Source organism: Pantoea sp. PNA 14-12 (assembly GCF_004364735.1).
Classification (GTDB): Bacteria; Pseudomonadota; Gammaproteobacteria; order Enterobacterales; family Enterobacteriaceae; genus Pantoea; species Pantoea stewartii.
Window position 1 is genome coordinate 483,679 of record NZ_SOAJ01000001.1, and the last position, 12,615, is coordinate 496,293.

The window sequence follows — 12,615 nt, forward strand, 5'->3', positions numbered from 1 at the left end:
TAAACACACTGCCTCTGTCTGGAGAATGCTATGACCCGTGTTTCCACCCTACTGTTACTGAATGGCGCGTTACTCGTTTCCAGCCCGTTATGGGCGGATGATCTGACGGTGAAGGTGCTTCAGGATAAGCTGGACCATCCCTGGTCGGTGGCCTTTTTACCGGATAACCAGACGTTACTCATCACTGAACGCGCCGGCCAGTTGCGTAGCTGGCGACCTGATACCGGTTTATCTGAGCCGATTAAGGGCGTGCCCGCGGTGTGGGCGCAGCGACAGAGCGGCCTGCTGGATGTGGTGCTGGCCCCGGATTTTGCCCAGAGCCGTCGGGTGTGGCTCAGCTATACCAAAGCGGACAGCGACGGCAAGGCGGGGGCCGTCGTGGGTTATGGCACACTCAGCGACGATCATCGCCAGCTGACCGATTTTCATGAAGTCATCAGCCAAACGCCCCGGCTCTCAAGCGGCAACAATATTGGCACCCGGCTGGCCTTTGACCGTCAGGGGTTTGTGTGGATTGCCTTCGGGGATAATTTTGTCAGCAGCGCCGCCCAGGATCTCGACAAGCTGCAGGGAAAACTGCTGCGCCTGAACGGCGACGGTAGCGTTCCCAGGGATAATCCTTTCGTGGGCAGGCAGGGTGCCCGGCCTGAAATCTGGGCCTACGGTTTACGTAACCCACAAGGCCTGGCGCTTAATCCCTGGACACAGGTCATGTGGGAAAGCGAGCACGGCCCACGCGGTGGCGATGAGGTCAACGTGATCGAAAAAGGGAAAAATTATGGTTGGCCGCTGGCGACCTACGGCATTGATTACAACGGCAGCAAGGTTCCTGAATCGAAAGGCACGCACGTGGCGGGCACGGAACAGCCGGTATTTTACTGGAAAGTTTCACCAGCGCTAAGCGGCATGGCCTTTTATAACAGTGCCCGTTTCCCCCAATGGAAAAATTCACTCTTTATCGGGGCGCTGAAAGAGAAGCAACTGATTCGACTGCGTGTCAATGGTGAAAAAGTCGTTGAGGCGCAACGCCTGCTGGGTGAGCGAAACGAACGCATTCGTGATGTCCGCCAGGGGCCGGATGGGTATCTGTATGTGTTGACGGATGAAGCTAACGGCAAGCTCCTGAAGGTAGGGCTGGCGCAGGACGCCAGCGCCTCCCGCGGTTAACTTAACGCGCCCAGTGGTAAACCGGCCAGCCGCGTTTTTCGGCTTCCTGGCGTAACGGTTCCGCAGGGTTAATCACGTGAGCATAATCGGCCTGCACCAGCATCGGCAGGTCGTTCAGAGAATCACTGTAAGCCCAGGTATGTGAGTAGTGTTCATCCGGCCGCTGGGCTTTCCATTCTTCCACCCGCGTCACTTTGCCCTGCTGAAAGGTCATCGTTCCGTAGGTGTTGCCGCTGTAGCGCTCATCCACAACTTCCACACCGATGGCGAGGGCACCGCAGGCCCCTAACTGGCGGGCAATCGGCGTCACCAGATGTTCACCGCTGGCGGAGATAACAATGATTCTGTCGCCACGTGACTGATGCCATTTGAGACGTTCCCGGGCTTCAGGATAGACGCGCGGCATAATGTCGCGATGAATAAAGCGGCGGATCCAGCCCTCAACCGTCAGGGTCGCCATGCCGCTTAACGGGGACAGCGTTTTATGCATATAGTCTTCAATGGACAGCGTCCCGGCGTAATACTGACGCATAAGCGCCTGCTCTTCCTCAATCAGCTCACTGGACGCAAAGCCTTGTGAAACCAGCCAGCGCAGCCACAGGCCGGTGCTGTCTTCACTAATCAGCGTTTCATCCAGATCAAACAGTGCCAGGTCCATACGGGTTCTCCTCGAGTGAATAGCGTCAGGTTAACCCAGTTTTGTGACGGCCTTAACTTTCTGATGAAAATTTCGGAATTTAACGCATTTTTATGGACGACACTGTTGCCGGAAAATGGCACGCGCGCGGCGGTCATGCCAGGGTTAATCTACTAAAATCTATAAAACTTTACGATTAAGCGGTTTTTTTCAGTCACGCCAGCGGGTAGCGTTCTGACAGAGGGTTTCACGCCTTTGACTTTCCGTTTTAACAAGGACAATCCGGTCAAGCTCATGACAAAAACTAGCTTCTCATCTCACCTGCGGCGCGTCGCTGCCACCTCTTTGCTACTGATTGCACCGATGACTGTATTGGCAGTACAGGCACCGGATGCTCCTCAAATTGATGCCAAAGCCTGGATCTTAATCGACTATGCCAGCGGCAAGGTCCTGACCGAGTCCAATGCGGACCAGCGGCTTGATCCAGCCAGCCTGACCAAAATGATGACCAGCTATGTGGTTGGGCAGGCAATTAAAGCCGGCAAAATTAAGCCAGATGACATGGTGACCGTAGGACAGGATGCCTGGGCGACCGGCAACCCCAAACTGCGCGGATCGTCGCTGATGTTTCTTAAACCGGGCGATCGTATTCCGGTGCATGAGCTGAATAAAGGCATTGTGATCCAGTCAGGCAATGATGCCTGTATCGCGCTGGCCGACTATGTGGCAGGCAGTCAGGACGCGTTTATCGGGCTGATGAATAACTACGTTAAAGCGCTGGGGCTGACCAATACACATTTCATGACGGTACACGGTCTGGATGCGGAAGGGCAGTACAGCACCGCACGGGATATGGCGCTGCTTGGTCAGGCGTTGATCCGCGACGTGCCGGAAGAGTACGCACTGAATAAAGAGAAAGAGTTCACCTTCAATCATATTCGCCAGATGAACCGCAACCGTCTGCTCTGGAGCACCAACCTTCACGTTGACGGCATCAAGACGGGCCATACGTCAGGCGCAGGTAATAATCTGGTCGCCTCGGCAACCGAGGGCGATATGCGACTGATTTCGGTGGTGCTGGGCACCGCCAGCGATGCCATTCGCTTCCGCGAAAGCGAAAAGCTGCTGACGTGGGGTTTCCGCTTCTTCGAAACGGTTACGCCAGTCAAAGCGGATGCCCCGTTCGCCCAGCAGCGCGTCTGGTTTGGTGATCAGAGTCAGGTCAGTCTGGGCGTGGCGAAGGATGCCGCGCTGACCATTCCAAAAGGTCAGATGAAAAACCTGAAAGCCAGCTATACGCTGTCATCGCCCCAGTTAGAAGCGCCGCTGAAGAAAAATCAGGTCGTCGGCACCATTAATTTCCAGCTGGATGGCAAAACCATTGAACAACGGCCACTGGTCGTGCTGCAGGATGTGCCGGAGGGCGGCTTCTTCAGCCGGATGATCGATTTTGTGATGATGAAGTTCAACGGCTGGTTCGGGAAGTGGTTCAGCTAATAATCAGGGACGCGATGGCGTCCCTTTTTTACGGCAGGCGGCCCGTTCGGCCCTGAAATCCACGTACGTTTGCGCCGACATCAGCAAAAGATTAACTCTGCGTCCAGCCTTTACGAATCGGTAGCGCAAACAGCAGTCGGTAAGCGGGGTTAAGAACATTTAACAGGCGTTCACCATAAAGCTGCCAGGCAAGATGCGACGCCAGACAACCCAGCATACCTACCAGCAAGCCGCCCAGCATATCCATTGGCCAGTGCACGCCCAAATAAATACGTGACCAGGCGATTGCGGTACCTACGACCATCAGGATGACGCCTGACCAGAGGCGGTGCCAGAAGAGAAAGGCCAGCGCAAAAGTAAAAATGGTGGTGCCATGATCGCTCGGATACGAGTCGTCAGGTGCGTGATGAAGAAACTGATAACCGAAACCAATGGCGAAAGGCCGCGGATGCGGTAACAGTTGACCAACGCACCAGGATATCGCCAGTGCGTAAAGCAGCGCGATGCCGGTTTTCAGCACCAGCACACGCTGTGACGCAACCTGATCGCGCGGACCCCATAACCACAACGCCACAATCAAAAGTGGCACGATGGCAATGACGTCTCTGGCAATAAACGTGGCAAGCTGCAGTAACCAGTGAGGTGAGTCGGGCGTCGCGTTAATCGCCGTGAACAGGGTACGGTTTAATTCTTCCATTACGTGAACGGTTCCTCGTTTTACTGATGTTCAGATTTTCTCGATCCAAAAAAAGCCTGACAAGCAGGTCAAACCGGATGGAGTCTGTCGCATCTGCCAGCACACATTGCTAACAAATTAAGTCAGCTATCCTGAATCCAGATGCCCGGCGAGTCCATCACAAGGTTCTTAATCTGCACAGAGGTTGCAACGCGGTTTAACTTTTATGACTTTTTTGTGTTAAATAGGACGGGAGAAAAGCAGACATAAAAAAACCCGCCGGGAAAAAGACCAGCGGGCTCCACAATTTGGGGATTTCAAAGAAAAGCAGTGGCACTTATTCAGACTGTGATCAAAATAAAAAGTTCTGGACGTCAGTAAAAAAATTTTATAAGGGCAATAACGGCCAGATAATGACGATTAGCGTGCCGGCCAGCGTCAGCAGGACGTTGGCAATAGCATAGGTGCCGGCATAGCCTAAAGCCGGAATATTGCTGCGCGCGGTATCACTGATAATTTCCATGGCTGGCGCGCAGGTGCGGGCACCCATAATCGCCCCAAACAGCAGTGCCCGGTTCATGCGCAGTATATAGGCACCAAACAGGTAGCAAATCACCACCGGCAGCAGGCTGACCAGCAGGCCGCACAACAGCATCAGCGCCCCGTTACTGGAAATACCGTGATCGATTCCACTGCCAGCACTCAGGCCAACCCCTGCCATAAACACCATCAGACCAAACTCTTTGACCATCGTCAGCGCACCCTGCGGAATATAGCCAAAGGTAGGATGATTAGCCCGCAGGAAGCCCAGCATGATACCGGCAAATAACAGCCCGGCCGCGTTACCGATGCCAAAACTGAAGTTGCTGAACTGGAACGTGATCAGTCCTGTCATCAGGCCGATGATAAAAAAGGCGCAGAAAGCCAGTAAGTCGGTCATCTGGCTGTGAATAGCAATAAAGCCGATGCGATCGGCGACGCTTTTCACCCGGCGGGCTTCCCCGCTGACCTGCAACACATCGCCTTTGTTCAGCATAATATTGTCGTCGATAGGCATTTCTATCTGACTGCGAATGACGCGGTTTAAAAAGCAGCCGTGATCGGTCAGGTTAAGTTTGCTCAGCCGCTTGTTCACGGCATTGTGATTTTTAACCACAATCTCCTCGGTCACGATTCGCATGTCGAGCAAATCGCGATCAAAGACTTCTTTCCCGTTGCGGAAACTGGGATCCAGGCGCGCGTGCGCATCCGGGTAGCCCACCAGCGAAATGTCATCGCCCAGCTGGAGCACAGCATCGCCATCGGGGCTGGCGAGAATACCGTTGCGTCGGATACGTTCGATATAGCAGCCCGTCTGGCGATAGATGCCCAGCTCGCGCAGATTCTTACCGCCGCTCCATTCCACCAGCTCCGGGCCCACGCGATAGGCGCGGATAACGGGCAGAAAAACCTTACGCTGACTGTCGGCATCAAGACCGCGCTCACGCGCAATCTGTTGAGCACAGGTGGACAGATCCTGATGCTGCAGACGTGGCAGGTAACGTGCACCGAAAATCAGGCTGACCAGCCCCACCAGATAGGTAACGGCATAGCCCAGACTGAGTTGATCCTGCATGATGCCTAACTGCCTGGGGTCGCTAATGCTCTGACGCAGCGTATCGCCCGCGCCCACCAGGACTGGCGTCGACGTCATCGAACCCGCCAGAACACCGGCGGTGAGACCGATGTCCCAGCCGAAAAGCTTGCCAAAGCCCAGCGCCAGCAGCAGAGCACTGGCGACCATGACAATGGCCAGCATGAAATAATTTTTCCCGTCCCGAAAGAAAATAGAGAAAAAGTTAGGGCCGGCTTCAATGCCGACACAAAAAATAAACAGCATAAAGCCCAGGCTCAGGGCATCGGTATTCATCGAGAAGTGTTGCTGGCCTAATAATAACGAAACGACTAATACGCCAATGGAATTTCCGAGCTGGACGGAGCCAAACCGTAATTTTCCTAAACAAAGTCCCAACGCCAGTACGAAAAATAATAACAAAATGTCATTACTTCTTAACAATTCTGCGATGTTAACATTCAACATTTTAACTTCTTGTTTACGTGTAACGTATTGAAGAGTGGTCTGTTTTTCGCTATCTTGTCCAGACCGTAAGCGTGCCGTTACGTCATCCATAATGACTGCGCGGATAACGCGGGTAATATTCTAATCAGAAAATACTTTCTCAGCCATTGGCGACTTTCATTCGTACACAAAACGACTGTTTATTTTTATTTCCACCAGGCTCATCAAGGTCAAAAGCGATGTTTTGGCGTGTTTTAAATGAGTGGGGAGTTATGCCGCAGCGTTATTATTTTTGGGCGACCTGTCTGTCAGGAGGTCTGCTTTATTGTCTGGTGTTTATTTTTGCCCAGGATTTTTGTGCCCTGGATAAACATGCGTTGCACAGTCAGCCTGCATTGTTGCTTTTTTTACTGCCGGGTGGATTGATGGCGTTTATGCAGCACTCGGCACCGCTGAAAAGTACGTTGATCATGGCTTCTGTTGGCACCTTGCTGGCGGCGCTGTTGCTGCACGGTATTTTCGCTGTGCCGGCACGCTGGGACTATATTATGGTCTGGAGCCTGAGCGGGATGTTCTGGGCAGGATGCGGCGCATTAATCGTCAGACTGATGAAGCTGATTGTGGCAATCAGACAGTAAGGCCGGAACGGCCTGCATCAGAGACCCGGCACTCTGCGAACGGTATCTGATGCAGGCAACGAAGAACTCACCCGTGAGGTCAGCGCGCTGACCGGGTGAGCGAAATCAGGCCACGAAGCCCAGATTCTCTTTCGTCCATGCGGCAAACTCGGTATAACCACCAATATGCTGCTCATCCAGGAAAATTTGCGGCACGGTGCTGACCGGTTTCCCCGCACTGGCCTCTAAATCCGCTTTAGTAATGCCTTCCGCCTGAATATCTACATATTGATAGTTGAAATCATCACGCTCAGCTTGCAGTTTATCAGCCAGTTCTTTTGCGCGAACGCAGTACGGGCAGCCGGGACGACCAAAAATAACAGCAATCATCGAAAACTCCTTGCAAGGGACGTCGTGTGAGTGACACGGAATCACGTCAGAAAAGCCGCTTATGATGCCCGCTCGTTGCGCTTAAAGAAAGCAGGAATTACCTGTTAGTCTAATGCCCGTCCCCGATGAATCCGTCGCACGTCGGCAGAGCGGAACAATCCCGACACCTCTGATGTGCAAATTTGCGGATGTTAACCATAATTGGGGGGCGATTGGCCTTGAGGCAGGAGAAACGCATGCAAAACGTCGCTAAATTGCCGAAAGCACTGCTGGTGATGGAAGCGCTGGGTGGATTACTGATTGCCTGTGCATTGCTGGTTGTGAATCACTGGTTCCCTGGCCTGCCGGGCCGCCTGGCTACACCCGGGCTGGCTACCGCGCTGTTTATCATCGGCATTCTGCTAATGTTGCCTGCCGCCTGGCTCCTGATGTGGCGCAGTGCGAAAGCGCTTGCGCCGCAGTTGTTCAACCTTTCCGACAAAAAAAGATAAATCAGCTGGAGACTTTATGACACCGACAATCGATTTACTGTGCAGCCACCGTTCAATTCGCGCGTTCACTGACCAGCCGGTAAGCGCTGAACAGCGCGAAGCGATTATTGCTGCGGCGCAATCGGCGTCCACGTCCAGCTTTTTGCAGTGCTCATCCATCATCCGTATCACCGATCCGGCCATGCGTGAGCAGCTGGTGACATTAACAGGCGGACAGACATGGGTAGGGGAAGCCGCTGAGTTTTGGGTATTTTGTGCTGACTTTAATCGTCATCTGCAAATTTGTCCTGATGCGCAGCTGGGCCGCGCAGAACAACTGCTGCTGGGCTGTGTCGATACGGCGCTGATGGCGCAAAATGCCATGGTTGCAGCAGAGTCGCTGGGGCTGGGCGGCGTTTTTATTGGTGGCATCCGTAACAATATCGCTCAGGTAACAGAACTGCTGGGGCTGCCAAAATTTGTCCTGCCGCTGTTTGGTTTTTGTCTGGGCTATCCCGAATCGGTGCCGGATGTGAAGCCGCGTATTCCCCAGGCCATGTTAGTGCATGAAAATCGCTATCAACCAGTGGATCCGGCCGTGCTGGCTGATTACGATAACCGGACGGCGATCTATTACGAACAACGCGACAGCAACCAGCGCAGCGAAACCTGGAGTCAGTTGATTCAGCGCCTGATTATTAAAGAAACGCGCCCGTTTATGCTGGACTACCTGCATCAGCAGGGCTGGGCAACACGCTAATACAACCCAAGGATTTTAATTGATGAAAATGGCTATTCTGTCACGCGATGGATCGCTCTATTCCTGCCGCCGTTTACGTGAAGTCGCCGAACAGCGTGGTCATTTTGTACAAATCATTGATCCTCTTTCCTGCTACATGAACATCAATTCTGCCTCGCCCGGTATCCATTACCGTGGCGAGTTGCTGGGTCACTTCGATGCCGTGATTCCCCGTATCGGTACCGGAATCACCTTCTATGGCACGGCGGTGCTGCGCCAGTTTGAGATGTGCGGCAGCTATCCACTCAATGAGTCCGCTGCGGTCACGCGTGCCCGGGACAAACTGCGTTCCCTGCAACTGCTCGCCCGTGATGGCATCGACATGCCGGTGACCGGGTTCGCCTCGTCGCCCGATGATACACAGGACCTGATCGCCATGGTGGGCGGTGCGCCGCTGGTGGTAAAGCTCGTCGAGGGCACGCAGGGCATCGGCGTGGTTCTGGCGGAAACCCGCCAGGCGGCTGAAAGTGTCATCGATGCGTTTCGTGGACTGAATGCGCATATTTTGGTGCAGGAGTTTATTCAGGAAGCGCGCGGATGCGATGTACGCTGTCTGGTGATTGGCGACCGGGTCGTGGCGGCGATTGAGCGTCAGGCAAAAGAGGGCGATTTTCGTTCGAATTTGCACCGGGGCGGTAAAGCCCGCATCGTTGACATCAGTGAGCAGGAACGTCTGATGGCCGTTAAAGCGGCGGCGGTGTTGGGGCTGGATGTCGCGGGTGTAGATATTCTGCGTTCAAATCGCGGTCCACTGGTGATGGAAGTGAATGCCTCACCCGGTCTGGAAGGTATTGAAACTACAAGTGGTCTTAACATTGCAGGTATGATGATCGATCATATTGAGCGGTACGCTACCCCCGGGCACCGTCCTAAAACCGCAGGTTGACCCGCGCTTTTCAGTGGTTTTCATGGAAACTCACCACATTTTTCCGTAAGCTAAGTCGCTTATTTATCACCCCATGGGATTTTACAATGGATTCTCTTGTCGTTCCGGATATCGACCTGCTGCGTCGTTGGCTGGATCAGCAAAATATCACTTGGTTTGAATGTGATGCTTGTCAGGCGCTGCATTTGCCGCATATGCAAAACTTCGACGGGGTGTTTGACGCTAAAATCGACCTGGTAGACAACGTCATTCTGTTTTCAGCACTGGCGGAAGTGAAGCCGACGGCGTTAATTCCGCTGGTGGGTGACCTGTCGCAAATTAACGCCAGTTCGTTAACGGTGAAAGCGTTTATCGATATTCAGGATGACAATCTGCCGAAGCTGATTGTGTGCCAGTCGATGATGATCACAGCCGGATTAACCTTCGGCCAGTTTTCGCATTTCATGAAGCAGAGCGAAGAAGAAATTTCCATGGTCATCATGGAAGCCTTCGCCAACAACCTGCTGATGATGGGTGAAGATGAAGAGCATGTTGCCACCAGCAGCATGCATTCCGTTCTTCACTGATCCGCACCGCCGTGATTAAGCCGTCTGCCAGGACGGCTTTTTTATGCCTGTCACGCTGCCTGTCCCTGGCACAGGCTTTCCTGCCGCACGCGTCATAAGCGTTTTTTCCCTTCAGCGTCAAATATTCTCAATGTTATCAATTGTGAAGGAGGTAGATTATTTTGTAACCGTAATGTTTTATTCTGCATTAAGCCCTTAATTGCCAGATTTATGACGTTCTTTATGCCGTAAAAGCCGAACCTCATAGCTTAAACATGCATAAAATATTACGTTCAGGCGTTTTTTACGCTGAGGTATGGTTAACCCCGAACGGGGCGGCTATGCTTGCGGTGCGGCACTAACCGCAGGAATACCGTGCTGCTATAGATTTTTACTATTAAACGTCCACTGAATAATGATTCATTGTGTCACTGATTTTTAAATCATAAAAACGCAATGTCGGATCACTGATGTGCAGCGTTGTTATAACCCGCTCAGGAGGATTAAAAACATGTTCAACCAACGTAAAAAATGGTTGTCAGGTGTGGTTGCTGGGGTGCTGATGGCTGCTTCAGCCAGTACCATGGCGGAAGATAAAACGCTGCACGTTTATAACTGGTCGGATTATATTTCGCCCGATACCGTGCCGAACTTTGAAAAGCAGACCGGCATTAAAGTGGTTTATGACGTGTTTGATTCCAACGAAGTGCTGGAAGGCAAACTGATGGCCGGCAGCACCGGCTACGATGTGGTGGTGCCTTCGTCCAGCTTCCTGGCGCGTCAGCTGCAGTCTGGCGTGTTCCAGCCGCTGGATAAAAGCAAACTGCCCAACTATAAAAATCTTGATCCGGCGTTGATGGAGAAGGTTGCCCAGCACGATCCGGGTAATAAATATGCCATTCCGTATTTGTGGGGCACCACCGGCATTGGCTACAACGTTGAAAAAGTCAAAGCCGCACTGGGTGCAGATGCGCCGGTCAACAGCTGGGATCTGGTGCTGAAACCTGAGAACCTGGAAAAACTGAAAAGCTGTGGCGTCTCGTTCCTGGATGCACCTGAAGAAATTTTCGCGACCGTGCTGAACTACCTCGGCAAAGATCCGAACAGCAGCGATCCTAAGGATTATTCCGGCGCCGCGACCGATCTGCTGCTGAAGCTGCGTCCAAATATTCGTTACTTCCACTCGTCGCAATACATTAACGATCTGGCCAACGGCAACATCTGTGTGGCGATCGGCTGGTCCGGCGATATTCTTCAGGCAAAAAATCGCGCGGAAAAAGCGAAGAACGGCGTCAACATTGGCTACAGCGTACCGAAAGAGGGCGCACTGGCGTTCTTTGATATGATGGCGATTCCTAAAGATGCCAAAGATGTGGACGCGGCTTACACCTGGCTGAACTACATCATGGATCCGAAAGTTATTGCTGACGTGTCCAACAAAATGAATTATGCCAACGGCAATAAAGCGTCTCTGCCGCTGATTAATGCCGATATCCGCAACAATCCGGGCATTTACCCTACGCCGGATGCCATGGCCAAATTGTTTGTACTGAAGGTACAGGATCCGAAACTGGATCGTGTGCGCACGCGTGCATGGACTAAGGTTAAAAGCGGTAAGTAACGAAACGGCATGTCCTGCTACAGCAACAGAGGCGCAGTCCCGGCCTCTGTTGTGCCATTTTTAGCGGCACTGTTTGCCGCGTTGTTCCGCCTGGCTCCGGAGAGATATGAGTGAACGATGCCATCCCACGCCCGCAGACTAAAACGGCAAAAGCGTTAACGCCGTTACTGGAAATTCGTAATCTGACAAAATCCTTTGACGGCCAGCATGCCGTGGACGATGTCAGCCTGACTATTTATAAAGGCGAAATTTTTGCCCTGCTCGGCGCATCCGGCTGTGGTAAATCGACCTTACTCCGCATGCTGGCAGGCTTTGAACAGCCCACCAGCGGGCAGATTGTGCTGGATGGACACGATCTGTCGCATGTCGCGCCCTATCAGCGTCCCATTAATATGATGTTTCAGAGTTACGCGCTGTTTCCCCACATGACGGTGGAGCAGAACATTGCGTTCGGGCTGAAACAGGACAAGCTGGCTAAAGGCGAAATTACCAGCCGTGTCGAAGAAATGTTATCGCTGGTACATATGCAGGAGTTTGCTAAGCGCAAACCCCATCAACTTTCGGGCGGTCAGCGTCAGCGCGTGGCGCTGGCGCGCAGCCTGGCAAAACGGCCAAAACTGCTGCTGTTGGATGAGCCAATGGGCGCGCTCGATAAAAAGCTGCGCGATCGGATGCAGCTGGAAGTGGTGGATATCCTGGAACGGGTGGGGGCAACCTGCGTGATGGTGACGCATGATCAGGAAGAAGCCATGACGATGGCGGGGCGCATCGCTATCATGAACCGGGGCAAATTTGTGCAGATCGGCGAGCCGGAGGAGATTTATGAGCATCCGACCAGCCGCTACAGCGCGGAATTTATCGGTTCGGTCAATGTGTTTGAAGGTCTGCTGCGTGAGCGTCAGGCAGATGGCCTGGTGATTGACAGCCCGGGCCTGAAACATCCGCTTAAAGTCGATTCGGACGTGTCGGTGGTCGATAACGTGCCGGTACATGTTGCGCTGCGCCCGGAAAAAGTGATGCTGTGCGAAACGGTGCCGGCGGATGGCTGTAACTTTGCCGTCGGTGAAGTGGTCCATATTGCCTACCTGGGCGATCTGTCCATTTATCACGTGCGCCTGCACAGCGGTCAGATGCTGAGCGCCCAGTTGCAAAATGAACATCGCTACCGCAAAGGGCTACCGACATGGGGCGATGAAGTCCGCCTGTGCTGGGACAGCGACAGCTGCGTGGTGTTGACGGTTTAAGGAGGCG

The 12,615-nt window shown here is 53.1% G+C and carries 13 protein-coding genes; 9 read left to right on the top strand and 4 right to left on the bottom strand.

Annotation, left to right across the window (positions count from 1 at the left end):
* Positions 1–30 precede the first annotated feature (30 nt).
* Positions 31–1,167 carry a PQQ-dependent sugar dehydrogenase gene (locus C7434_RS02400; protein WP_058707616.1) on the top strand — a complete coding sequence of 379 codons (1,137 nt, stop codon included), beginning with the start codon at positions 31–33 and terminating at the stop codon, positions 1,165–1,167.
* A gap of 1 nt (position 1,168) precedes the next feature.
* Here the strand turns inward: C7434_RS02400 and C7434_RS02405 are convergent, their stop codons facing one another.
* Complete coding sequence (locus C7434_RS02405) at positions 1,169–1,825, bottom strand: HAD family hydrolase (protein ID WP_039341391.1); 657 nt, start codon at positions 1,823–1,825, stop codon at positions 1,169–1,171.
* 273 nt (positions 1,826–2,098) lie between these two features.
* On the opposite strand from C7434_RS02405, the gene C7434_RS02410 reads away from it, so the two are divergent.
* Positions 2,099–3,301 carry a serine hydrolase gene (locus C7434_RS02410; RefSeq protein ID WP_058701041.1) on the top strand — a complete coding sequence of 401 codons (1,203 nt, stop codon included), beginning with the start codon at positions 2,099–2,101 and terminating at the stop codon, positions 3,299–3,301.
* Positions 3,302–3,392: 91 nt separating this feature from the next.
* Here C7434_RS02410 and ybjG read toward each other — a convergent pair whose 3' ends face one another.
* Both ybjG and C7434_RS02420 read right to left on the bottom strand, forming a co-directional pair.
* A complete protein-coding gene (ybjG, locus tag C7434_RS02415; protein WP_033737669.1) occupies positions 3,393–3,998 on the bottom strand; it encodes an undecaprenyl-diphosphate phosphatase in 606 nt (201 codons plus the stop codon).
* A gap of 367 nt (positions 3,999–4,365) precedes the next feature.
* Positions 4,366–6,054 (bottom strand): aspartate:alanine antiporter, encoded by a 1,689-nt coding sequence (locus tag C7434_RS02420; RefSeq protein WP_033737775.1) that lies wholly within the window; start codon positions 6,052–6,054, stop codon positions 4,366–4,368.
* A 254-nt stretch (positions 6,055–6,308) separates the two neighbouring features.
* Here C7434_RS02420 and ybjM point away from each other — a divergent pair, with 254 nt between their 5' ends.
* Positions 6,309–6,674, top strand: a complete 366-nt coding sequence (gene ybjM, locus C7434_RS02425; RefSeq protein ID WP_033737668.1) for an inner membrane protein YbjM — start codon at positions 6,309–6,311, stop codon at positions 6,672–6,674.
* 105 nt (positions 6,675–6,779) lie between these two features.
* Here the strand turns inward: ybjM and C7434_RS02430 are convergent, their stop codons facing one another.
* On the bottom strand, positions 6,780–7,043 hold the full coding sequence (locus C7434_RS02430) for a GrxA family glutaredoxin (protein WP_033737667.1): 264 nt from the start codon (positions 7,041–7,043) through the stop codon (positions 6,780–6,782).
* A gap of 236 nt (positions 7,044–7,279) precedes the next feature.
* Here C7434_RS02430 and C7434_RS02435 point away from each other — a divergent pair, with 236 nt between their 5' ends.
* The 6 genes from C7434_RS02435 (at position 7,280) to potG (ending at position 12,608) form a co-directional block, all read left to right on the top strand.
* Positions 7,280–7,534, top strand: a complete 255-nt coding sequence (locus C7434_RS02435; protein ID WP_033737666.1) for a DUF1418 family protein — start codon at positions 7,280–7,282, stop codon at positions 7,532–7,534.
* Positions 7,535–7,550: 16 nt separating this feature from the next.
* Complete coding sequence (gene nfsA / locus C7434_RS02440) at positions 7,551–8,273, top strand: oxygen-insensitive NADPH nitroreductase (RefSeq protein WP_033737665.1); 723 nt, start codon at positions 7,551–7,553, stop codon at positions 8,271–8,273.
* Positions 8,274–8,295: 22 nt separating this feature from the next.
* Positions 8,296–9,198 carry a 30S ribosomal protein S6--L-glutamate ligase gene (gene rimK / locus C7434_RS02445; RefSeq protein WP_033737664.1) on the top strand — a complete coding sequence of 301 codons (903 nt, stop codon included), beginning with the start codon at positions 8,296–8,298 and terminating at the stop codon, positions 9,196–9,198.
* Between the two features lie 86 nt (positions 9,199–9,284).
* Positions 9,285–9,764, top strand: a complete 480-nt coding sequence (locus C7434_RS02450) for a YbjN domain-containing protein (protein ID WP_033737663.1) — start codon at positions 9,285–9,287, stop codon at positions 9,762–9,764.
* A gap of 490 nt (positions 9,765–10,254) precedes the next feature.
* Positions 10,255–11,364 carry a spermidine/putrescine ABC transporter substrate-binding protein PotF gene (potF, locus tag C7434_RS02455; protein WP_033737662.1) on the top strand — a complete coding sequence of 370 codons (1,110 nt, stop codon included), beginning with the start codon at positions 10,255–10,257 and terminating at the stop codon, positions 11,362–11,364.
* 110 nt (positions 11,365–11,474) lie between these two features.
* Positions 11,475–12,608 carry a putrescine ABC transporter ATP-binding subunit PotG gene (gene potG / locus C7434_RS02460; protein WP_033737661.1) on the top strand — a complete coding sequence of 378 codons (1,134 nt, stop codon included), beginning with the start codon at positions 11,475–11,477 and terminating at the stop codon, positions 12,606–12,608.
* The last annotated feature ends 7 nt before the right edge of the window (positions 12,609–12,615 follow it).

Coding starts and splice junctions, on each gene's coding strand:
- C7434_RS02400 (WP_058707616.1), top strand. CDS start 31: ATGACCCGTGTTTCCACCCTACTGTTACTGAATGGCGCGTTACTCGTT.
- C7434_RS02405 (WP_039341391.1), bottom strand. CDS start 1,825: ATGGACCTGGCACTGTTTGATCTGGATGAAACGCTGATTAGTGAAGAC.
- C7434_RS02410 (WP_058701041.1), top strand. CDS start 2,099: ATGACAAAAACTAGCTTCTCATCTCACCTGCGGCGCGTCGCTGCCACC.
- ybjG (WP_033737669.1), bottom strand. CDS start 3,998: ATGGAAGAATTAAACCGTACCCTGTTCACGGCGATTAACGCGACGCCC.
- ybjM (WP_033737668.1), top strand. CDS start 6,309: ATGCCGCAGCGTTATTATTTTTGGGCGACCTGTCTGTCAGGAGGTCTG.
- C7434_RS02430 (WP_033737667.1), bottom strand. CDS start 7,043: ATGATTGCTGTTATTTTTGGTCGTCCCGGCTGCCCGTACTGCGTTCGC.
- C7434_RS02435 (WP_033737666.1), top strand. CDS start 7,280: ATGCAAAACGTCGCTAAATTGCCGAAAGCACTGCTGGTGATGGAAGCG.
- nfsA (WP_033737665.1), top strand. CDS start 7,551: ATGACACCGACAATCGATTTACTGTGCAGCCACCGTTCAATTCGCGCG.
- rimK (WP_033737664.1), top strand. CDS start 8,296: ATGAAAATGGCTATTCTGTCACGCGATGGATCGCTCTATTCCTGCCGC.
- C7434_RS02450 (WP_033737663.1), top strand. CDS start 9,285: ATGGATTCTCTTGTCGTTCCGGATATCGACCTGCTGCGTCGTTGGCTG.
- potF (WP_033737662.1), top strand. CDS start 10,255: ATGTTCAACCAACGTAAAAAATGGTTGTCAGGTGTGGTTGCTGGGGTG.